The following is a 21208-nucleotide window of genomic DNA, read 5'->3' on the forward strand; positions in this document are numbered from 1 at the left end:
AAGTTTTATAGAATTTAGGTAGTTGTCATTCTGAACGCAGTGAAGAATCTTTTACCGTAGAGAGGAAGTTTTCATCGTTTAAAGATGCTTTGTGCCTCAGCATGACAGTTATTACCCTACCAAAACCGAAGTCATGGTTAATGAACCACCAACGGCTTTATCATTAAAAAACGAAACCTCTTCCTTATCATTTTTCATTCCAAGGGTGTAAATAAGGGGCAAATAATGTTCTGGAGTAGGAATGGCTAGCATGGCATCGCTGCCGAGGTTACGGTAGTTGATTAAAGGTTGAAAATCGCCGTTTGCAATTAAATTTTTGAATTTATCATTCATTTCAATGGCCCAATCGTAACCGCCTCCGTTAATCATTTCCCAGCTTAACATTCTCAGGTTGTGCACCATATTGCCACTGCCGATAACCAGCACGCCTTTTTTGCGGAGTGCATAAATTTCTTTGGCAATTTCATAATGTTGCGCTGGCGATTTGGTATAATCAATACTTAATTGCAAAACGGGAATATCGGCATTTGGATACATATGCCTAACTACTGTCCAGGTGCCATGATCTAAGCCCCAATCGTGGTCTAAGCCAACAGGAGTTGAGTGTATCAGACCAGGGATTTCAGTGGCCAATTTTGGGTCGCCCGGGGCAGGATATTGAACATCGAAAAGTGCCTGCGGGAAACCACCAAAATCATGAATAGTACTTGGGAAATCCATTGCAGTTACAAAAGTACCGTGGGTGTACCAATGTGCCGATACTACCAAAACTGCTTTTGGAACAGGGATGTGTTTGGCCAAATCTATCCAACTCTCACTAAACTCATTATTTTCGATGCCGTTCATTGGTGAACCATGGCCAATAAAAAGCGTTGGCATTAAATCTGTTTGAGGCAAGCGTTGAGTGAAGTTTCTGAATTGGGATAATGCAGACATGGGTATTCTATTTAAGTAATCGTCATTTCGACCGAAGTGGAGAAATCCTTGAAGTTTGTAACTATTACGGGTTAAAAGATCTCTCCATTTCGCTGCGCTCCAGTCGAGATGACGATTTATGAATTATTTTCCCTGAACAAACTCCAGGTTTAATTTGATCGCAACATCTTTTGCAACACCTGCACCAGTTGGATCATATTTGATATTATAATCTAAACGGTTAATGGTTGTAGTCGCGCCGAAACCTGCTTTAGTATTACCTTGTTGATCTTTAGCTGTACCACCATAAACCACAGCAAATTTTACATCTTTGGTTACATCACGGATGGTTAATTTACCGCTTAACTCATAATTGTTACCGCTTAATTTTTTGAAAGAAGTGCTTTCGAATTTCATCGTTGGAAATTTCTCAGCGTTAAAGAAATCATCTGTTTTTAAGTGGCCGTCTCTCATATCAACACCTGTTGTAATGCTGTTTACATCAACGGTAAAGGCAATTTTAGCGTCGGTTAGATCTGGTTTAGACGCGGTAACGGTTCCATCGAATTTTTTGAATGAACCATCTACAAAAGAAATGCCCATGTGTTTAACCGAAAAGTTTACAAACGAGTGCATTGGATCTATCTTCCAGCTGGTTTGCGCAAATGATGCCACACTGATTGAGGTAGCGATCAGAAATAAGAATAATTTTTTCATATTTAGTGATTTTATTTAATTGCAAAAATAGCTGATTATCAGTCGATCAGTCTTGACGTATGATAAGAAATTGTTTAGAGAGGTTAATTGGTTAATGGTTTTTTTAGTTCATAGTCCATAGACGATTGGCCATCAACCATGATCCATCTAACCATTAGTCAAAAAAAATCTTTGTATTATCGCTTATGGATAGTTGCCTGTAGCCCATCAACTTTAAGTCCATCCTCCATCTCACCTCTCCATTTTACATTCTCACACCTCATCCAGCGTTTTCCTGCTATCTGTTGATGCTGCTTTGTAAACCGAAGGCGTAATCCCGGTTACTTTTTTAAATTGTGCCGATAGGTGTGCCACGCTGCTGTAATTCAGTTGGTAGGCAATTTCACTCAGGGTGAGTTCGCCGTAGGTAAGCATTTCTTTTGCCTTTTCTATTTTTTGAGCAATGAAATACTTCTCAATCGTCTGGTTTTCGATCTCAGAAAAAATGCTGCTTAAGCTTGTATATTCCTGATCTAACTGCTCACTGAGGTAGGCAGAAAGATTGATTTTTAGCGGTTCTTTGGTATAATGTACCAGGTTAATGATGGCTGTTTTAACCTGTTCTGCAATTTGGGTTTTTTTATCCTCCAGCAGTTCGAAGCCAAAATGGGTCAGTTGCTCCGCAATTTTGATTTTATCCTCTGCTGTAATATTTTCGGCGAGTGTAACTTGGCCAAGTTCAACCAATAGCGGCTTAAAGCCAAGCTTTTCCAGCTCGGCCTTAACCACCATTTTACAACGGTTGCATACCATATTTTTGATATGCAAGTACATTATTTAGACTTTATGGTTTCAGAAATGTCGCCACAATCAAACATCATGCTTCCGTAATATGGATTTTCGATGTTTTCTTTTTCATTTAACCAGCTCGCTTTTGCCATTGGGCAGTGTTGAATATAAACGGTTTGGCTGTTAAATTTCAAGCCTTTCAAAGTTTTGATCATCGCATAAGAAATCCCTTCAAAGGCTTTTCTTTGTGTTTTGATGTCGTTCGAACCAGCAAGTTGAGCAGATTTACTTTTAATAATTGCAGCTTGCTCCATAAATATTTTATGCTGCTCTGCTGGCAAATCTTTGTGATTTACGGCATTCACCTTTGTCGATAAAACTTTCGCTTTTTCGATGGCCAAGTCTTTTTTATCCATTGCCAGTGCGTTTTTCAGATCATAATATGCTGTTAATGCCTGATTTAAGGCTATATCTGTTTTGCTTTGTGCATAAGTAAATGCTGTGGTTGCGATCGTCATGATGGCAACTAATCCTAATATTTTTTTCATCTTTTTTATATTGTTTTTAATGGTGATGAAGCGATCATGGTTTTATGTGTAGTTTAATATGGAAACCATGATGGTTTCATCTTTTTTATTTTAGAACGTTAAAGAAATTGAATTCTGCTCGAAGCAGGTACATGTTTTTGGTGTATCGGTTATCCATATTTCCAGTAGCCTGAAAACGATAGCCAAAATCGATACGTGTTGTACTGTTTAAAATCATTTGTACAGCAGGAGCGATATCTAAATACGACTGACCGCTGCTTGGATCGGTTTTGCCCAATAACTCTAGATATACATTAAAGTTGGGTTGCTTGTAATCCTTATAAACCACCGGCAAAACCAAATAGCCTGATGATAAACTGTAAGACAACAAGTTATTTGGCTGTGGCATTCCGGTAATCTGCCTATCGCTGTTTTCGAAAGCATGCGCATAACCCAATGTTGATGATAATGCCAGTTTGTGTAGCAATTGGGTGAAAATCAATCCGCCCTGTATGCCACTATTGTCGCCCTCAAGATTAATGTCTCTTGTATATGTTGGCCTCCTGCTGGTGCTTACCCGCCCGAAAGCTGATGCCCTGAAATGGCTTTGTGCCTCATCTAACGATAAAAACCGGTATTTTGCATATAAACTTCCTCCCTCTAAACGGTATTTGCCATCCATATCAGACATAAAACCTTGCGCATGCATCATTAGGTTTTTATTAAAACCAAACATTACTTCCGGAATGGTCCTGCTTACAAATCCAGGATTATTGAACATGCCCTCGTTCGTAATTCTTACACCAATTGATTTGGTGGGCATATTGCTGGCCGGCTCTGTAAATACATATAGTTCTTGTGCAAAACCATTTGTATAGGCGCCAATTATCATCAGCGCCAATACGAATATCCGCTTCATCCTAGGAAAGAATTAAATGGTAAATGCGGGTTTTTTTGCCGTTAACAACACCTGTGCCGCTTGCATAAGCATCAGAATTAGCAGTTGCTGCCTGTTTTTTAAATGCGCTACCTGAAATGAAATCTTTGTCTACTATGCTGGCCTTAATGGTGCCACTAAGCGTTTTACCTTTTACATTTACAAAGCGGTACACGTTGCCATCTACAACTGCCTGGCCCTTATCGTCCACTTTTACATCATTAAAATTGAAGTTAGCGGTTAAGCCACCAACCGAAAAACCAGCATCCTGAACTTTTTTACGTACTAAATCAAGATTGATGTTTGCATCTTTTTTAAAAGTGAGCACAAAGATGTTTTTATTTAAATCAGGTTTAACGCTACTAATAAAGCCAAGGGTTTCTAAGGATTTTTGTGTAGCATTTGAACACATTGAACAGGTTAAACCGGTTACCTGTAAATCTGCTGAGGATATTTTTTGTGCCGAAACATTAACGGCAAAGAATAGCATAATGATGCTGAATATTTTTACTGTTTTCATGATTTTTTGAATTAGGATAAATAGAAGCCATTGTCAAGCTGCATTTATTTCAGAGCTTAAATAGCAAAATAGATGCTGAAACGTGTTCAGCATGACGGGAACAAAAGAAATCCTAATTCCTAAAAATACAATTGAAAATATGCAGTGCAATCCGCGAGGAAAGTGGCGGCGCTTTATTTGAAATTTTACTGAAAAATTTCGGGGTAATATCGTTTAAAAACGCTAAAACTGGTGGATGAAGAAAAAGCTGGATAGAAAAGAGCTTTGGCATTTTTACTTGTGCCTCTGCCTGGTGACTATCTTTGACCTTAACCGTTACCTGGGTGTTTTTGCAGCAATCGTCATCTTTCTTTTCGCTAGGGATATCCTTACAGAATTTACAGGAAACCTCGTTGCTGAACAGTTTAACATTTTCTAGTTTGCCTCCACAGAAATGAAGACTTAAAGCCAAACCCATAACACTAACTGCATAGAATACAGCCAAAGAAAGTGCTATTTTTTGTTTTAACTTCATTAATACAAAGATAAAGTAAAAAATATCGAATAATGCCAGTAATTATTTACTGAATTTCATTTTTTAGCTTAATTTAGCCTTAAACACCAATTAAATGAAGAAAATATTATTGTTTCTCTGCACCTTTTCTGTTCTTTCAGCCTTTGCCTCAAAACCTAAAAATCAATATGTGCGGATTAAAACTGAATTTGGAGAATGCATCATTAAGCTATATAATCAAACCCCATTACATCGCGATAACTTTTTGAAGTTGGCTAAATCAGGATATTACAACGGTGTTTTATTTCACAGGGTGATTAAAGATTTTATGATTCAGGGTGGTGATCCGGATTCTAAAAATGCAAAGCCAGATTCCCTTTTGGGCGAAGGCGGGCCTAAATATACCATTCCTGCAGAGTTTAATGATAGCTTATTTCACAAAAAAGGCGTTTTGGCTGCGGCCAGGGAGGGTGATGATGTTAATCCGGCAAAAGCATCAAGTGGTAGTCAGTTTTACCTGGTACAGGGTAAGGTTTTTACCGATCAGCAGTTAAATAGTTTAGAAGAGAAACGTTTAAAATTTAAAATCCCTGAATGGCAGCGTGAGGTTTATAAAACAATAGGGGGCACCCCACATTTAGACCGCAATTATACTGTTTACGGCGAAATTGTGGTTGGCTTGGATATGGTAGATAAAATTGCCGTTTTGGCAACCGATAAAAACAATCGTCCAAAACAGGATGTGAAAATGGAAATCACAGTTTTAAAAAGAAGAGCTGCAAAAAAATTGGAGAAACAGTTGTTGATGGGTTAATCAAAGATAATTGTCATTTAGATGGTGATTTCCTGGTTGGCGTCATCTCGAGCGGAGTGCAGCGTAGTAGAGAGATTTATCGAAGCAGATCTCTCCATTCCACTGCGTTTCAGTCAAGATGACGATCCCTAACGAATTCATTAATTGGATTACTAAGCATTTATTCAATTAATTTCTAAATTTACCGCCCACAACAATTGAAATTTACTGAATGAAGATTATCTCTTATAACGTTAATGGGATTAGGGCTGCTAGTACCAAAAACTTTTTTGGCTGGTTACAAGCTACCAATGCCGATATGGTCTGTTTACAGGAAGTAAAGGCACTCCCTTCGCAAATCCCTGAAATTATCGCGCTGATCGAGCAGTTGGGTTATCACCATTATTGGTTCCCGGCAGAGAAAAAAGGATATAGTGGCGTAGCCATTTTAGCTAAGATCAAACCCAATCATGTAGAATTTGGCTGTGGTGAAGAGTGGATCGATAAAGAAGGACGCATTTTAAGAGCTGACTTTGACAACTTCTCCCTGATGAGCCTTTATATGCCATCCGGCTCAAGTGGAGATGACAGGCAGGTAAAGAAATATGAATTTATGCGGTTTTTTGATGTCTACATTGGAGAATTACGTAAAGAGATCCCAAATTTGATTGTGAGTGGCGATTACAATATCTGCCATACCGCTATTGACATTCATAACCCAAAATCCAATGCCAATTCATCTGGTTTTTTACCAGAAGAACGGGAATGGATGCAATTATTCTTAGATAATGGTTTCATTGATACTTTTCGCCATTTTAACAAAGACCCACATCATTACACCTGGTGGAGTTACCGTGCAGGATCAAGAGGGAAGAACCTGGGCTGGCGGATCGATTATCATTTAGCAACCAGATCAATGGAAAGCCGGTTGAAAAATGTAAGGATTTTACCCTATGCCATACATTCTGATCATTGCCCGGTGCTATTGGAAATAGAATAGTTTTTTTGTTAACTAGTTAATTGTTTAAATCGGTTAACTGATCCCAATTTTCGCCTAACAACTTATAAAGTTTCAATAATTAACCAGCCAATAAATGCTGATCACGAATATAAAAGGCCTTATCGGCCTGCATCTTAAAGATAAGTTAGTGCTTCGTGGTAACGAATTAAGCAATTTACCTGTTATCGAAAATGCCTGGCTTTTAGTAGAAAATGGCCTGATCAAGGATTTTGGTGAGATGGATTCAATCCCATCTCATATCTCAAATCTATCTTCAGATATCTCGGCGGAAGGTCGTTATGTTTTTCCCTCCTGGTGCGATAGCCATACGCATATTGTTTTTGCGGCTTCCCGGGAAGAAGAGTTTGCCATGAAAATACAGGGAAAAACCTACGAAGAAATTGCGGCGGCGGGGGGTGGAATTTTAAATTCAGCGCGTAAACTTCAAAAGGCAACAGAAGATGAATTGTTTCAAAGCGCTGCGCTGAGGTTAAAACAGATGATTCTTCAGGGAACCGGTGCGGTTGAAATTAAAAGTGGTTATGGATTGACTACCGAAAGTGAAATCAAGATGTTAAGGGTCATTCGCAGGTTGAAGGATCAATTTCCTATTCCAGTAAAAGCAACCTTTTTAGCTGCACATGCATTTCCAGCCGAGTTTAAAAATAACCATCAAGGTTACATTGATTTAATTATTAATGAGATGCTGCCTCTGATAGCAGCAGAAAAACTGGCCGATTATATCGATGTTTTTTGTGAAAAAGGATTCTTCTCTGTTGCAGAAACCGATCAGCTATTAAAAGCTGGAGCGAAGTATGGATTGAAGCCGAAAATACATGCCAACCAACTTTCCGTTTCAGGAGCTATAGAGGTTGCTGTTGAAAATGGCGCCATTTCAGTCGACCATTTAGAGGAAAGTAACGAGGAAACCATCGAAACCTTAAGAAATGCGGATACCATTGTAACATTGCTGCCTTCTTGCTCGTTTTATTTAGGGATTCCGTTTGCCGATGCTAAGGGCTTTATTAAAACTGGCTTACCTGTGGCTTTGGCTACGGATTATAACCCAGGGTCAACACCTTCCGGAAATATGAATTTTGTGGTTTCTTTGGCTTGCATTAAAATGAAGATGTTTCCGGAGCAGGCCATTAATGCCGCAACATTAAACGGAGCTGCAGCAATGCAATTGAGCAAAGATTATGGAAGTATTGCGGTTGGGAAAAAAGCAAATTTTTTTATCACTAAACCGATGCCTTCAATTGCTTATTTGCCTTATAGTTTTGGCGAAAGCCAGGTAGATAAAGTGATCTTAAACGGCGAAATTTATAATGGATAATCTTAAAATATATGCACAGTACGATATTGATCGTTTGGTTATTCACCGCGAGGGTGAAACCAGACTAGGTGAAAAAGTAGCGGTTTTATCTTCATGGGAAGAATTGCCAAATACAATTGGAAAATTTGTATTACTCGGCATCCCAGAAGATATTGGCGTAAGGGCGAATGCTGGGATAGCGGGAGCAGCATCCGTATGGCGACCGGCATTAATGGCATTTTTAAATATCCAATGTAACCGGTTTCTAAATGGTGAGGAGATTTTGGTTTTGGGCCATTTTGAGATCGACGAGCCTAGTGATACTTCCATAAAAGGACTGCGGGATAAGGTGGCTGAAATTGATGATCTCGTTTATCCAATAATTGAAAAAATCATAGCTGCGGGCAAAATTCCGATTGTAATTGGCGGTGGTCATAACAATGCTTATGGCATGATTAAAGGTACTTCTTTAGCTTATAGAGGCCCAATTGATGTATTAAATGTAGATGCTCACGCCGATTTAAGGGAAATGGAAGGCCGGCATAGCGGAAATGGGTTTTCTTATGCTTTAAAAGAAAATTACCTCAACCATTATCTGATGTATGGCCTGCATCAAAATTATAATAACGAGGCTATTTTAAGCCAGATTGAAAGCAACCCTAAATTAAAGGCTATATTTTTTGATGATATTTTACTGGGTGCCGATACCGATGGCTTTTTTGATGGATTAGGGCCTGCTGCGGGTCTGGAAATCGATTTGGATTGCATTCAAAATGTGCTTTCGAGTGCCGAAACCCCCTCTGGGTTTGAGGTTAATGCTGTCAGAAAACTGATTTTAACCCACGCTAAGAAATTCTCTTACCTGCACATTTGCGAAGGCGCTACGCGGATGCTGGACGGAAGGGTGAGTAAGCTCACATCTAAGTTAATCGCTTATTTAGTGAGTGATTTTGTGAAAGCAAATATCTCTTAGGTTTAGGCACCTGATACGAAAAAACACGTAGTATTTTGCGCGAGTCGTCCTGAACTTGTTTCAGGATCTTTCTTGCTGTAAATGCCTTATAAATAGACCCTGAAATAAATTCAGGGTGACGATTTGAGAGTAGGCCCTTTACAAATGCTCCGCTTCATATTTCTCACCAGCCTTTAACATCAATTCAATCTGTTTCAGGTCTTCGGCGGTTAATTCTTCTTTTTCCTGTAATTCGAATACCGCAATCATGTTGTCTTCGTATTGTTTTTCGGTTTTGATAACGATTTCGTGTGGCATGCCGGTAAGCTTAAAATTTTATAATTTCTGTTGGTGTTATGCAAAAATCTAATTTGATGTCGTGTTCATTTACATCATCGATTTTTTCAATTGCAGGATGTAAAGATAAACCTATTTTCTGAGCATTTATATTTCGGAGAAAACGATCATAAAAACCTTTGCCATAACCAACGCGGTAACCCTGATTATCAAAGGCTAATAGCGGAATAATGACCATGTCTATTTCGCCTTCGTGCAGGTTTCCTTTTTGCGGCTCCAAAATGTTGTAGAGGTTTTTTTGCAGGTCTTCTTCGCCCAGGTATTCGTGGTGGGTCATCAGTGCTGTTTCAAAATCGGCCTTAGGCACAATGATTTTAATTTCAGGATGGGTTTTGTTCAGCCATTCGATCAATAAAAAAGTATCCGGCTCTTTTTTTTCTCTAATGGGTAAAAAGATATGGAGCGTTTTAATTTCACTAAAATCTAGCGTTTTAAACTGTTTCAATAGTACTTTATTTAACTCGTGGTATACGGAGTCGGATAATGATAATCGATCCTTTATCGCTTGCTTCCTGATTTGGTTTTTCAACATAATAACAAAGTGGGTATTTAAGGATCTGTATGGTTTTGGCGTACTTGTTTACAATTTATTTGTAGAGATGTGAGATGTTTTTTGGAAATTTACGGTGATGCGATCATGGCGGTCTGCAGCCCTGCCATCGCTTCAAGTCCTCGCTGCGCTGTGGGCTTTTTGCGCTATCAGGTTTATAACGTGGGGCCTGTATTGCAAAAAAGCCTCTGAATTTAATTTTTCAGAGGCTTTTAATATGAGTTTAAAATTATTTTACACGCTCAACGTAATCGCCGGTGCGGGTATCAATTTTAATTTTATCGCCCTGGTTCACGAACATTGGAACTTTAACTTCGACACCATTTTCTAATGTAGCTGCTTTAAGTGCATTTGTTGAAGTATCGCCTTTAACAGCAGGCTCTGAATAAGTAATTTCAAATTCTGCAAAGTTTGGTAATTGTGCCATAATGGCTTCATCGCTTTCCATAGAAACAATGATGTTCATACCTTCTTTTAGGAATTTAATAGCCGAACCAAATAAAGATTTCTCTACATTGAACTGCTCGTAACTACTGTTGTCCATTACAACCAAATAATCACCTTCTTCATATAAATATTGATAGTCGTTTGTTTCAACACGGCATATTTCTACAGCCTCGTCGGTATTCATACGTGCTTCAACAATTCTGCCCGATTTAATGTTACGGAATTTCCCTGTGTAAAACGCTCCGCCTTTTCCTGGCGTACGGTGATTCCACTCGTCAACAGTAACCAGTTCGTTGTTGATACGTAGAATGTTACCTGTTTTAATTTCTGATGCTTTTGCCATATTGTGTTATCCCAAATTGGGGGTTTATTTTAGTTTTTCGTGACGGCAAAGGTAAAATTATTTTAATAAAAACCTATAAAGGTTTAAGGCATAAGGCTTAGGGTTTAAGAAAAATTTAAACCTTTGTTGTCCTATTTTACCCGCTCCATATATTCGCCCGTTTTAGTGTCAATCTTTACTTTATCTCCCTGATTGATAAATAAGGGAACCCTGATTTCTGCACCAGTTTCTACAGTGGCATATTTTTGCGCGCTGGTAGAGGTATCGCCTTTTACGGCAGGTTCTGAATAGGTAATCTCCAGCTCTACACTATTAGGCAGTTGGGCAACAATAGGCTCATCGCTTTCAAAAGCAATGGTCACATTCATGCCTTCTTTTAAGAATTTAATCGAACTGCCAAAAAGTAGTTTTGGGATGTTGTGTTGTTCGAAAGTATTGTTGTCCATCACAACCAGGTAGTCGCCATCCTCATATAGGTATTGATAATCGTTGGTTTCTACCCTGCAAATGGTTACCTCTTCATCTGTCCGGAAACGGTATTCTACAATTTTGCCGGTTTTTACATTGCGCATGCGGGCCTGATAAAAAGCCCTTAAATTTCCCGGAGTACGGTGGATATATTCTTCTACACTTACCAACTCTCCGTTAAAACGAAGCACGTTTCCGCTTTTTACTTCTGATGCCTTTGCCATTTTATGATAGTGAATATTATTTTGTTGTGGATTAAAAATCAAAGTTAAAAAATGCCTACAGATTTGAAAAGCAAAACCATCATTAATCGCGCGGGAAAGCGTAGCTTTTTTTCAATCTTTTTAATGTTTGTAAGTGTAAAACGATAAACAGCTTTACAAAGGGCGGGCTGTGTAATGGATATCGTGTGGGGCGGGTAAGAACAAAAAAACTTAATATAAAAGAAATGCCTTTGGGAACCACTCCAAAGGCATAATCAACCTAAACCTCAAACTAAACTATGAAAAACTCTTTGCCTTTTAAGGGCTATATATTTTGATTCCGAAAACGGAAAATATGATCTTTTACTTAGAGAGATAAATTAAAATAATTGTTTCTCTTTTTGGTGGTGCAAAGGTAGATATAATTTTTGAATTGCAAAATATTTTTTAAAAAAATTATTTATAATACAAATGCATGACAAAAAAGGCTGTTTCATAAGTGGTTAATTATAGTTTAACTTACTTATAGTCTGATATTTGTATCTGATTTGTGCAGAAATCGTATTCTTGTATTTGATTTGAACCGATTATGGTAAGCCGGTCTTTTCCAAAATTTTCGATGAGTTCGCGGTACCAACTTATTCCCTGAATGTCTAAATTACTCGTCGGCTCGTCTAAAAATAAAATTGGTGTATCTGCACAACACGCCAAAGCTAGTTTGGTTCTTTGCTTCATTCCAGACGAAAAGTATTTGATTTGTTTGTTTGTTGCTTTTTCCAATCCCAAAACACTGATCAGGTTTTTTGCATCCAGACCAGAAGCGAAATTTTTAAACCTAAAATGAAAATCAATGATCTCTTTTAGGGTAAAAGTTTCAACCAGTTCAAGATATGGTGCAGCAAGGCTGATGTAATTATAAATATTTTCTACCGGAATATCTTTCGTATCAGAAAATGAAATCTTTCCCTCTGAGGGTGATAAGCTGCCGGTTAGTACGCTTAATAAAGTCGACTTACCGGAGCCGTTAGGTCCAAGGATTGCGTAACTGTTTCCTGTGTTAAATTCAGTGCTTAAATTCCTAAAAATCCACTCTTTATTAAACCTTCTGCCAACATTTTGTAAAGTAATATTCATTTGTACCAGGCGTTTAGGGTTTAGCGATAAGCGGTTTAGCCATGCAAACGCTGTTATCAATGCCGATATATTGTCCGTAGTTGAACGTGATGTAATAACCTAACTTTTGATAAAGAGCAATGGCTTCAGGCTGTTTTTTCCCTGTTTCGAGTATTGTGGTGGTAAAGCCAAGTTCACTAGCCCAGTTTTCCAGCTCAGTTACAATTTTAGCAGCTATTCCCTGTTTTCGGTATTCGGGCTGCACAAACATCCTTTTTACTTCCGCTTCTGTGGTAGAGAAAGGTTTTATTGCGCCACATGCAACCGGCAGCCCTTGCTGGTAAGCAAGAACAACCTCTTTAATGGCATCAACCTGATTAAACTGCGCATAAAAGGCATGATCATCACCATCTCTAAAAGCTAAATCCTGATCCAATAAAGCAACCAGTTTCCTGAAATCGGCATGGTCTGAATCGGTTCTGATTAGCTTTAAATCATTCATTAATATTTTTTCGATTTTGTTTAAGGCTGGGTTTTCACCTTCCGCCTTAAACCTTTCAACCCTCTGCCTTACTAACTGCCCATGCCAAAACCCTTCATTACCCCACGGTTAGAATTGCGGATAAAATCTACAATTTCATCACGGATTTCGGTAGGCTTAAATTCAGCTTCGATCATGTCTAAAGCTTTTGTTACGTTATTGTGTTTTACAAAAAGTACGCGGTAAATTTCTTGAATCTCATCAATCTGCTCATTAGTAAAACCTCTTCTACGCAAACCAACAGAATTGATACCTGCATAAGAAAGGGGCTCGCGAGCTGCTTTAACATACGGCGGCACATCTTTACGTACCAATGAACCACCAGTTACAAAGGCATAAGAGCCTACTTTAACAAATTGATGTATGGCAACTAAACCTGCTAAAACTACATTGTTTCCAATCGTAATGTGGCCGGCCAAGGTGGTGCTGTTTGAAAAAATACAGTTATTTCCAACCTCACAATCGTGCGCAATGTGCGAGTAGGCCTGAATTAGGCAATTACTACCTATTGTGGTTTTCCATTTATCTTTTGTACCACGGTTAATGGTTACACACTCGCGGATGGTGGTATTATCACCAATTTCTGCAGTAGTAATTTCTCCTGCAAATTTTAAATCCTGTGGTTCGCCAGAAATAACAGCACCGGGAAAGATCCTACAGTTTTTACCGATCCGTGCGCCATCCATAATGGTCACATTCGATCCGATCCAGGTTCCCTCGCCAATCACAACGTCTTTATGTATGACTACAAAAGGTTCAATTACCACGTTTTCGGCAATTTTTGCCTGAGGATGTATGTATGCTAAGGGTTGTATCATTATTGGGCGGGTTCTGCTTGTTTAATTTTTGAAATTTGAGCCATCATTTCGGCCTCGACAACGATTTTTTCGCCAACCATACCCACACCTTTCATCTGGGCAATGCCCCTTCTGATCGGTTCGAGTAAATCGCAGCGGAAAACGATGGTGTCGCCAGGTAAAACCTGTGCCCTAAATCGTACGTTATCTATTTTTAAGAAATACGTTAAGTAATTCCTCGGATCAGGAACGGTACTAAGTACTAAGATACCTCCAACCTGTGCCATGGCCTCAATCTGGATTACGCCGGGAAAAACCGGTGCGCCAGGAAAGTGCCCTTTAAAAAACTCTTCGTTCATGGTTACGTTTTTAACGCCTACCACATGGTTTTTAGAAAGCTCTAATATTTTATCTACAAATAAAAATGGTTGACGGTGAGGCAAAATGTCCATGATCTGAACCACATCATATAATGGTTTTGCACTTGGGTCGTATACCTTTTGTATTTTTTTGTTTTTCTCTTTTTTAATGGCTGCTTTAATCTTTTTGGCAAAAGCAACGTTTGCCGCATGGCCTGGACGGGCGGCCATAATATGGCCTTTTAAGTGCATACCAACCAAGGCTAAATCGCCTATCATATCCAAAAGTTTATGACGTGCGGGCTCGTTCTGATAACGAAGTTCCATGTTGTTCAAAATCCCCTGTGGGGCAACATCAATATCCTTACGGTTAAATAATTTGGCCAGGTGGCTTAATTCATCCTTGGTAACTTCTTTGTCAACAATTACAATGGCGTTATTTAAATCGCCACCCTTAATTAAATTATGTGATAGCTGATATTCCAGTTCATGTAAAAAACAGAAGGTGCGGCAAGATGCAATTTCTTTCTTAAACTCTGCAATGGTGTTAATTCCTGCGTGCTGGCTACCCAGAACAGGAGAGTTGTAATCGATCATGCAGGTAAAACGATAATCGTCTAACGGCATGGCCACAATTTCTACTTTTCTATCCTCTTCGGTATAGGTAATGTTATGTGGAATGGTAAAATACTCGCGATCTGCATTTTGCTCAACTGTGCCTACTTCTTCCAATAAATCAACAAACTGAATAGAACTCCCGTCCATAATTGGTGTTTCCGGACCGTCTAATTTAATAAGGACATTATCAAGGTCCATACCAACCAGAGATGCCATTACATGCTCTACAGTACTTACGCTAGCGCCATTTTGGGTAAGCGTAGTGCCTCGTGAGGTATCGGTAACATTATCTGCATCAGCTTCGATAATTGGGTGGCCATCTAAATCAATACGCTGAAATTTAAAGCCATGATTTTCGGGGGCAGGGCAAAATGTTAAAGTCACATTAGCACCAGTGTGTAAACCAACACCAGATGCTGATATTTCTTGTTTAATCGTTTTTTGTCTAACGTTCATTGTGTAATGTATTCTTTTCCAGTTCAGCGATGAGTTTTTTCAACTCCTCTTCGAGCTTATTAATTCTTTTCTCAACATCTGGAAGATGTTTGAAAATGACTGATGCACGCATCCAGTTGCGCAATGGTTGCGCCGGACTACCATGCCATTGTTTATTTTCTTCTGTGATATTAAAATTTATACCTGCCTGTGCACCAATCTGCGTACCCTTTGCTAAGGTTAGGTGTCCGGCTATACCAACCTGCCCGCCAACTACGCTGTTAGAGCCAATTTTTGTACTTCCAGAGATACCCGATTGTGCTGCTAAAACAGTGTTCTCGCCAATTTCTACATTGTGCGCAATCTGGATCAGGTTATCAATTTTTGCGCCTTTTTTTACAATTGTTGATCCCATTGTTGCACGATCTACTGTGGTATTTGCACCAATTTCCACGTCATCCTCAATGATAACGTTTCCAATCTGGGGAATTTTATTGTAAGTGCCGTCTTTTTGTGGGGCAAAACCAAAACCATCACTTCCGATAACAGTATTGGCATGGATGACCACTCTGCTACCGATTATAGAATTGTGATAAATTTTTACACCAGGAAAAAATGTGCTGTTTTTGCCAATCTTAGAATTTGCACCAATAAAGGTTTGTGCATTTATTTTACAGCCATCGGCAATCTCTACATTTTCGGCAACATAGGCAAAAGCATCAATAAACACGTTATTGCCAATTTTAGCTGTAGGATGAACGAAGGCCAGTTTATCAATGCCAGATTGTAGGGCTTGGGCGTTAATGGCTTCGTTATATTTATCCAATAAGATCGTAAATGCACTATATGGATTTTCAACACGGATTAATGTGCTGGTATAAGGCTGTGTAGGGGCAAAGTCTTTAGATACGATAACAACCGACGCCTGAGTAGAATACAAAAAGTTTTCGTACTTAGGGTTCGAAAGAAAAGACAATGAGCCTTCCTTTCCGTCTTCTATTTTAGAAAGTTCGGTAACGGCTACATCAGGGTTACCATCAATGGAACCGTTCAGAAACTGACTTATCTGCGTGGCAGTAAATTGCATCGTACAAAGGTATATGTTAAATTGATATGAACAAAAAAACCTGCATGGGTTAAACGGGGTATTATTTGCACAATAATAAGAGTTAAAACGGCACTGAAAGTCAAATATTTTGTTAAAAAAACTTAAATCCCTCTTGGGTAACAGAGGATATATTTTTCTACTGTTTTCTGTAGCGACTCCAGATTAGACAAATCAGAAGCCTTTGCAATATCAACAATATCGTTATTTTTCATTAAAATCTTAATATTCCCAACCCCTGCATTATATGCGCGGTTTTGAATAGAATCTGTGAAAACAAAATAACGGGCCTCTTCTGGTTTGATTTCCAGTAAATTAACTGCCGCATCCTGCAAAAAGTTTACACGGTCGGTATCAGCCCTTTCATTGCCCATTTCTACTTTGTAAAGATTTCTGGAAGTGAGCATTTTACATAACGTAGACAAAATTTTATCTTCATGTTTGGTCCAAACCTTAACGGCGGCATAAATATCCTGGTCATCAAGGTTGGTAAAATGCTCGAGATTTTCGTGCTGCGCAAAGAAATTACCTTCGTTTATATCGTTTTTTAAAAAATAATTTAAAGATGGCGAAGCAAATAAGTTTTCTCCAGCAGCAGATAATTCTTTTGCACGTTCCAATAATTTCACCAAAATCATCTCTCCTGATATTACTGTTTTGTGCAGGTAAACCTGCCAATACATCAGCCTGCGGGCAATTAAAAATTTCTCAATGGAATAAATACCTTTCTCTTCAATCACCAGGTCATCATCGTAAACATTGAACATTTTAATGATCCGGTCAAAACTGATTACGCCTTCGCTTACACCTGTAAAAAAGCTATCGCGGTTTAAATAATCCATTCTATCGAGATCTAACTGGCCGGAAATCAATTGATGAAGAAATTTTTTAGGGTAGGTGCCGTTAAAAATCTCAATGGCATGGGTTAAGCGGCCATCAAAATGGGCATTCAGATCCTGCATCAGCTTTGCTGAGATATCTTCGTGCCTGATGCCGGTAACCAAAGAGTGCTCCAACGCATGCGAAAAAGGCCCATGTCCGATATCGTGCAATAAAATGGCCAAAATGGCGGCTTCTTCTTCACCATCGGTTATGATGTGTCCTTTACTTTTTAAAAGATTGATGGCCAAACTCATTAAGTGCATGGCGCCCAAGGCATGGTGAAAACGCGTGTGTAAAGCTCCTGGATAAACCAAATGTGTCATTCCAAGCTGTTTGATATAGCGCAAACGCTGGAAATAAGGATGTGAAATCACATCGTAAACCAATTCGGACGGGATACTGATGAAGCCGTAAACCGGATCATTTATTATTTTCTTCTTGTTCAATCGTTAAAAATAGTTAAATAGATAGATACGGTACAAAAATTGCTATTTTTATTTATAGTTTGAATTACCTGCCGTAATTAAACGGCAATAGTGATCTATTTTTACAAAAACATGCAAGAAACTAAAATATTATGGGCTGATGATGAAATCGACCTGTTAAAACCTCATATATTATTATTAAATGATAAAGGTTACCATGTAACCACTTTTACCAATGGTAACGACGCTCTTGAAGCATTTGGCAAAGCCCATTTTGACCTGGTTTTCCTTGATGAGAACATGCCTGGTATGAGCGGTATTGAAACGTTATCAGCCATTAAAAACCTAAATCCTGATGTTCCTGTGGTGCTGATTACTAAAAGTGAAGAAGAAAACCTGATGGAAGATGCGATAGGTAGCAAAATTGATGATTATCTGATCAAGCCTGTAAACCCTAAGCAGGTTTTGCTGACCATTAAAAAGCTGATCGACAATAAACGTTTGGTGAGTGAGAAAACTTCTATGGCCTATCAGCAAGATTTTCGCCGTTTGGGTATGACATTGGGTGACAGGCTTAATTATGAAGAATGGATTGATGTTTACAAAAAAATAGTTTTTTGGGAGCTTGAGTTAGAAAAACTGGACGATCCGCAGATGCATGAAATTTTAACCATGCAAAAACAAGAGGCCAATACCCAGTTTACAAAATTTATTGAGGAAAATTACCTGGATTGGATTAAGAATAAAGATAATGCACCTTTGCTTTCCAACGAGTTATTAAAGAAAAAAGCCTTTCCGCTTATCAATGATAATACACCGGTATTTTTTATCCTGATTGATAATTTAAGATATGATCAATGGAAAATCATCAATCCGTTGATATCAGAATATTTCAGGATAGATGAAGAGGATATGTATACCAGTATTTTGCCAACTGCAACACAATATGCCCGTAATGCAATCTTCTCTGGTATGATGCCTTTGGATATGGAAAAGCGTTTCCCTCAACTTTGGCAGAACGATGATGATGAAGGCGGTAAAAACATGCATGAAGAGGCTTTCCTGGCCGATAATATTAAACGTAACTTAAGAAAGGATTGTAAATTCAGTTATAATAAAATCCTAACTTTTGAGCAGGGGAAAGATCTTGTTGAACAGACAAACAACTTATTGCAGAATGATTTTAACGCTATTGTGTTCAATTTTGTTGATATGCTGAGTCATGCGCGTACGGATATGCAGATGATCCGTGAATTGGCTAACGATGATGCGGCTTACCGTTCGTTAACCTTATCATGGTTTGAGCACTCACCCCTTTGGGATTTATTGAAGAAAATTTCGCAGAAGAAAGTAAAAGTGATTATCACCACCGATCACGGAACCATCCGTGTTAAAAAACCGGTTAAAGTGATTGGTGATAGAAGTACAAATACCAATTTAAGATATAAGCAGGGCAGAAACCTTAATTTTAATGCAAAAGAAGTGTTTTTGATTAAAAACCCCCATGATGCTTTGCTGCCGAAGATCAACATCAGCAGCAGTTATATTTTTGCAAGGGAGGATAGCTATTTCGTTTATCCGAACAATTACAATCAATTTGTGAATTATTATAACGAAACTTTCCAGCATGGCGGTATTTCATTGGAGGAAATGATTATTCCGGTGGTGACGTATTCGCCCAGGTAGTTTGAGGGATTTGAGATATTAGATTTGAGACATGAGGCCGTTCATTTTCAATAGGATCGTCCTCCTGAACTTTTTTCAGGATCTGCCGCGCTGGTAAGGTCTTCGACAGGCTCAGACTGACAAATCATAAATAATCAGGCAAAAGCAATGCAATTATGTATTACTTTTGCCTTTATTTTATCAAATGGATATCGAAGTAAATAGTTTAGCCGATTTACCTGTTGTTGCCCAGCAACTTTCAGCTTTTGCCAATGGCCAAAAAGTCTTCATTTTTGAGGGTGATATGGGCGCTGGAAAAACAACCTTCATCAAAAAATTCTGTAAACATTTAGGTGTTGTAGATGTGGTTTCGAGCCCTACCTATTCTATTGTTAATGAGTATGAGCGCCCTAGTGGTTCGGTATTCCATTTCGACTTTTATAGAATAAAAGATATTCACGAAGCCTACGATTTGGGTTACGAAGAATATTTTTATGGTGGTGGTATTTGCTTAATAGAATGGCCAGAGCGGGTAGAAGAACTATTACCCGAAAGCTTTATTAAGGTTGAGATTAGCGTACTGGATGAAAACCGCAGATTGTTTAAGTTTTCGAAGGTATAACATTTAGTTATCAATAAATTAACAGATTTTCCGTATCTTGAACGACCTAAAACTATCATAATTTTAATTCAACATGGCTACAGGATTACGGGAAGGAATGGCCGATATAGCTCGTCAGGGTTTACTACAAACGCAGGAAGCAACGCTAGAAACCAGAAATAAAAAAAACAGTCTATACATAGGAATACCTAAAGAAATTTCTTTTCAGGAAAACAGAATCGCATTAACCCCTTTATCTGTTGCTTTGTTGGTAAACAACGGGCATCGGGTTGTTTTAGAAAGTGGGGCAGGTATTGCCGCTAATTTTTCTGATACCGAATATGCGGAGCAGGGTGCAAAAATTGCCTATAACAAAAAAGAAGTTTTTGATGCTGATATCCTGGTTAAGATTGCCCCTCCAATGCTCGAAGAGATTGAGATGATGCATAAGGGGCAAACACTTATTTCTTCTTTACAGACCGGAACGTTAAAGCAGGATTATCTTAAAGCATTGATGCATAAAAAAATTAATGCATTATGTTTTGAGAATCTCCGTGATGAAGGTAATATACTGAGTGTAGTACGCGCCATGAGCGAAATAGTAGGTTCAACCTCTATTTTAATTGCTGCCGAATATTTAAGTAATGTAACCGGGGGCAAGGGCTTAATGTTAGGGGGCTTCACAGGGGTTCCTCCAACAGAAATTGTGATTTTGGGTGCCGGAACGGTTGGCGAATATGCCGCCAGAACAGCTTTGGCACTAGGAGCAGAGGTAAAAGTTTTTGATAGTTCCATTTACCGTTTACGCCGCCTGCAGAATAATCTGGGCAGCAGGGTATTTACCTCGGTAATGCAGCCAATTGTTTTAAATAAAGCAATTATAACCTGCGATGTAGTAATTGGTGCCATTAGGGCTACACACGGCCGTAGTCCGTGCATAGTAATGGAAGAAACTGTTGCCCGTATGAAACCACATTCGGTGGTTATTGATGTGAGTATTGATCAAGGCGGCTGCTTTGAAACTTCGGAGGTTACCAACCATACCAACCCGGTTTTTAGAAAATACGATGTAATCCACTATTGTGTGCCTAATATTGCTTCGCGCGTTCCAAGAACAGCTTCTTATGCACTTACTAATATCTTTGCTCCAATTTTATTGGATATAGGTGAATTTGGAGGATTAATGAATATGGTTTGGAATAATCCGGGTATCCGCGAAGCACTTTATATTTATCAAGGTAATTGTACCAATAAAGATTTGGCAGATATGTTTAATTTGCCGTTTAAAGATCTTGAATTATTGGTGGTTTCGAATCAATAAAAAAATGTAAAATGGGGGATTTGAGAGGGATAATGGTGGTG

General features: G+C 38.7%; 24 protein-coding genes. 7 read left to right on the forward strand and 17 right to left on the reverse strand.

The genetic code is table 11. The annotated features are described in order from the left end of the window. Nucleotides 1-111: 111 nt before the first annotated feature. From ygiD to OQX63_RS09085, 7 genes are all read right to left on the reverse strand, one after another. Nucleotides 112-936 carry a 4,5-DOPA dioxygenase extradiol gene (gene ygiD, locus OQX63_RS09055; RefSeq protein ID WP_265850556.1) on the reverse strand — a complete coding sequence of 275 codons (825 nt, stop codon included), beginning with the start codon at nt 934-936 and terminating at the stop codon, nt 112-114. A gap of 123 nt (nt 937-1059) precedes the next feature. Then, a complete protein-coding gene (locus OQX63_RS09060) occupies nt 1060-1632 on the reverse strand; it encodes a YceI family protein (protein WP_025141714.1) in 573 nt (190 codons plus the stop codon). 252 nt (nt 1633-1884) lie between these two features. After that, entirely contained in the window at nt 1885-2445 is a 561-nt protein-coding gene (locus tag OQX63_RS09065; RefSeq protein WP_265850557.1) for a helix-turn-helix domain-containing protein, read from the reverse strand. Next, nucleotides 2445-2948, reverse strand: coding sequence for a DUF3347 domain-containing protein (locus tag OQX63_RS09070; RefSeq protein ID WP_265850558.1), 504 nt, complete (start codon nt 2946-2948; stop codon nt 2445-2447). Before OQX63_RS09070 ends, OQX63_RS09065 begins: the two co-directional genes overlap by 1 nt. 85 nt (nt 2949-3033) lie before the next feature. Further along, a complete protein-coding gene (locus OQX63_RS09075) occupies nt 3034-3846 on the reverse strand; it encodes a hypothetical protein (protein WP_265850559.1) in 813 nt (270 codons plus the stop codon). Nucleotide 3847: 1 nt separating this feature from the next. Then, on the reverse strand, nt 3848-4384 hold the full coding sequence (locus tag OQX63_RS09080) for a heavy-metal-associated domain-containing protein (RefSeq protein WP_265850560.1): 537 nt from the start codon (nt 4382-4384) through the stop codon (nt 3848-3850). 112 nt (nt 4385-4496) lie between these two features. Further along, nucleotides 4497-4898: an HYC_CC_PP family protein gene (locus OQX63_RS09085; protein WP_265850561.1), complete on the reverse strand. Its 402-nt coding sequence runs from the start codon at nt 4896-4898 to the stop codon at nt 4497-4499. Between the two features lie 94 nt (nt 4899-4992). Here OQX63_RS09085 and OQX63_RS09090 point away from each other — a divergent pair, with 94 nt between their 5' ends. From OQX63_RS09090 to OQX63_RS09105, 4 genes are all read left to right on the forward strand, one after another. Further along, nucleotides 4993-5691, forward strand: coding sequence for a peptidylprolyl isomerase (locus tag OQX63_RS09090; protein ID WP_265850562.1), 699 nt, complete (start codon nt 4993-4995; stop codon nt 5689-5691). Nucleotides 5692-5902: 211 nt separating this feature from the next. Then, nucleotides 5903-6670 carry an exodeoxyribonuclease III gene (locus OQX63_RS09095; protein WP_265850563.1) on the forward strand — a complete coding sequence of 256 codons (768 nt, stop codon included), beginning with the start codon at nt 5903-5905 and terminating at the stop codon, nt 6668-6670. A gap of 94 nt (nt 6671-6764) precedes the next feature. Next, entirely contained in the window at nt 6765-8006 is a 1242-nt protein-coding gene (hutI, locus tag OQX63_RS09100; protein ID WP_265850564.1) for an imidazolonepropionase, read from the forward strand. Further along, nucleotides 7999-8958 (forward strand): formimidoylglutamase, encoded by a 960-nt coding sequence (locus tag OQX63_RS09105; RefSeq protein ID WP_265850565.1) that lies wholly within the window; start codon nt 7999-8001, stop codon nt 8956-8958. Before hutI ends, OQX63_RS09105 begins: the two co-directional genes overlap by 8 nt. 138 nt (nt 8959-9096) lie before the next feature. Here the strand turns inward: OQX63_RS09105 and OQX63_RS09110 are convergent, their stop codons facing one another. From OQX63_RS09110 to OQX63_RS09155, 10 genes are all read right to left on the reverse strand, one after another. Further along, nucleotides 9097-9255, reverse strand: coding sequence for a hypothetical protein (locus OQX63_RS09110; protein WP_265850566.1), 159 nt, complete (start codon nt 9253-9255; stop codon nt 9097-9099). Between the two features lie 10 nt (nt 9256-9265). Next, complete coding sequence (locus tag OQX63_RS09115; protein WP_265850567.1) at nt 9266-9826, reverse strand: 5-formyltetrahydrofolate cyclo-ligase; 561 nt, start codon at nt 9824-9826, stop codon at nt 9266-9268. 247 nt (nt 9827-10073) lie between these two features. After that, nucleotides 10074-10634, reverse strand: a complete 561-nt coding sequence (efp, locus tag OQX63_RS09120) for an elongation factor P (RefSeq protein ID WP_265850568.1) — start codon at nt 10632-10634, stop codon at nt 10074-10076. A gap of 131 nt (nt 10635-10765) precedes the next feature. After that, entirely contained in the window at nt 10766-11326 is a 561-nt protein-coding gene (gene efp, locus OQX63_RS09125) for an elongation factor P (protein ID WP_265850569.1), read from the reverse strand. Nucleotides 11327-11824: 498 nt separating this feature from the next. Continuing rightward, entirely contained in the window at nt 11825-12439 is a 615-nt protein-coding gene (locus tag OQX63_RS09130) for an ABC transporter ATP-binding protein (protein ID WP_265850570.1), read from the reverse strand. Between the two features lie 13 nt (nt 12440-12452). Beyond that, a complete protein-coding gene (locus OQX63_RS09135; protein WP_265850571.1) occupies nt 12453-12920 on the reverse strand; it encodes a GNAT family N-acetyltransferase in 468 nt (155 codons plus the stop codon). A 71-nt stretch (nt 12921-12991) separates the two neighbouring features. After that, nucleotides 12992-13777 (reverse strand): acyl-ACP--UDP-N-acetylglucosamine O-acyltransferase, encoded by a 786-nt coding sequence (gene lpxA, locus OQX63_RS09140; protein ID WP_025141731.1) that lies wholly within the window; start codon nt 13775-13777, stop codon nt 12992-12994. Continuing rightward, entirely contained in the window at nt 13777-15189 is a 1413-nt protein-coding gene (locus OQX63_RS09145) for a bifunctional UDP-3-O-[3-hydroxymyristoyl] N-acetylglucosamine deacetylase/3-hydroxyacyl-ACP dehydratase (RefSeq protein ID WP_025141732.1), read from the reverse strand. The genes lpxA and OQX63_RS09145 overlap by 1 nt, the downstream gene beginning before the upstream one ends. Beyond that, nucleotides 15179-16255 (reverse strand): UDP-3-O-(3-hydroxymyristoyl)glucosamine N-acyltransferase, encoded by a 1077-nt coding sequence (gene lpxD, locus OQX63_RS09150; RefSeq protein ID WP_265850572.1) that lies wholly within the window; start codon nt 16253-16255, stop codon nt 15179-15181. The genes OQX63_RS09145 and lpxD overlap by 11 nt, the downstream gene beginning before the upstream one ends. A gap of 122 nt (nt 16256-16377) precedes the next feature. Further along, complete coding sequence (locus OQX63_RS09155; RefSeq protein ID WP_265850573.1) at nt 16378-17601, reverse strand: HD domain-containing protein; 1224 nt, start codon at nt 17599-17601, stop codon at nt 16378-16380. 111 nt (nt 17602-17712) lie between these two features. Between OQX63_RS09155 and OQX63_RS09160 the strand changes: the two genes are divergently transcribed. The 3 genes from OQX63_RS09160 (at nt 17713) to OQX63_RS09170 (ending at nt 21167) form a co-directional block, all read left to right on the forward strand. Next, nucleotides 17713-19266, forward strand: a complete 1554-nt coding sequence (locus tag OQX63_RS09160) for a PglZ domain-containing protein (protein WP_265850574.1) — start codon at nt 17713-17715, stop codon at nt 19264-19266. A gap of 184 nt (nt 19267-19450) precedes the next feature. Beyond that, the gene (gene tsaE / locus OQX63_RS09165; RefSeq protein WP_265850575.1) at nt 19451-19867 is read left to right on the forward strand and encodes a tRNA (adenosine(37)-N6)-threonylcarbamoyltransferase complex ATPase subunit type 1 TsaE; all 417 of its coding nucleotides are present in this window, start codon (nt 19451-19453) and stop codon (nt 19865-19867) included. A gap of 73 nt (nt 19868-19940) precedes the next feature. Next, nucleotides 19941-21167: an alanine dehydrogenase gene (locus OQX63_RS09170; protein ID WP_090501449.1), complete on the forward strand. Its 1227-nt coding sequence runs from the start codon at nt 19941-19943 to the stop codon at nt 21165-21167. The last annotated feature ends 41 nt before the right edge of the window (nt 21168-21208 follow it).

The organism is Pedobacter sp. PF22-3 (assembly GCF_026239555.1).
In the GTDB taxonomy this organism is placed as follows: domain Bacteria; phylum Bacteroidota; class Bacteroidia; order Sphingobacteriales; family Sphingobacteriaceae; genus Pedobacter.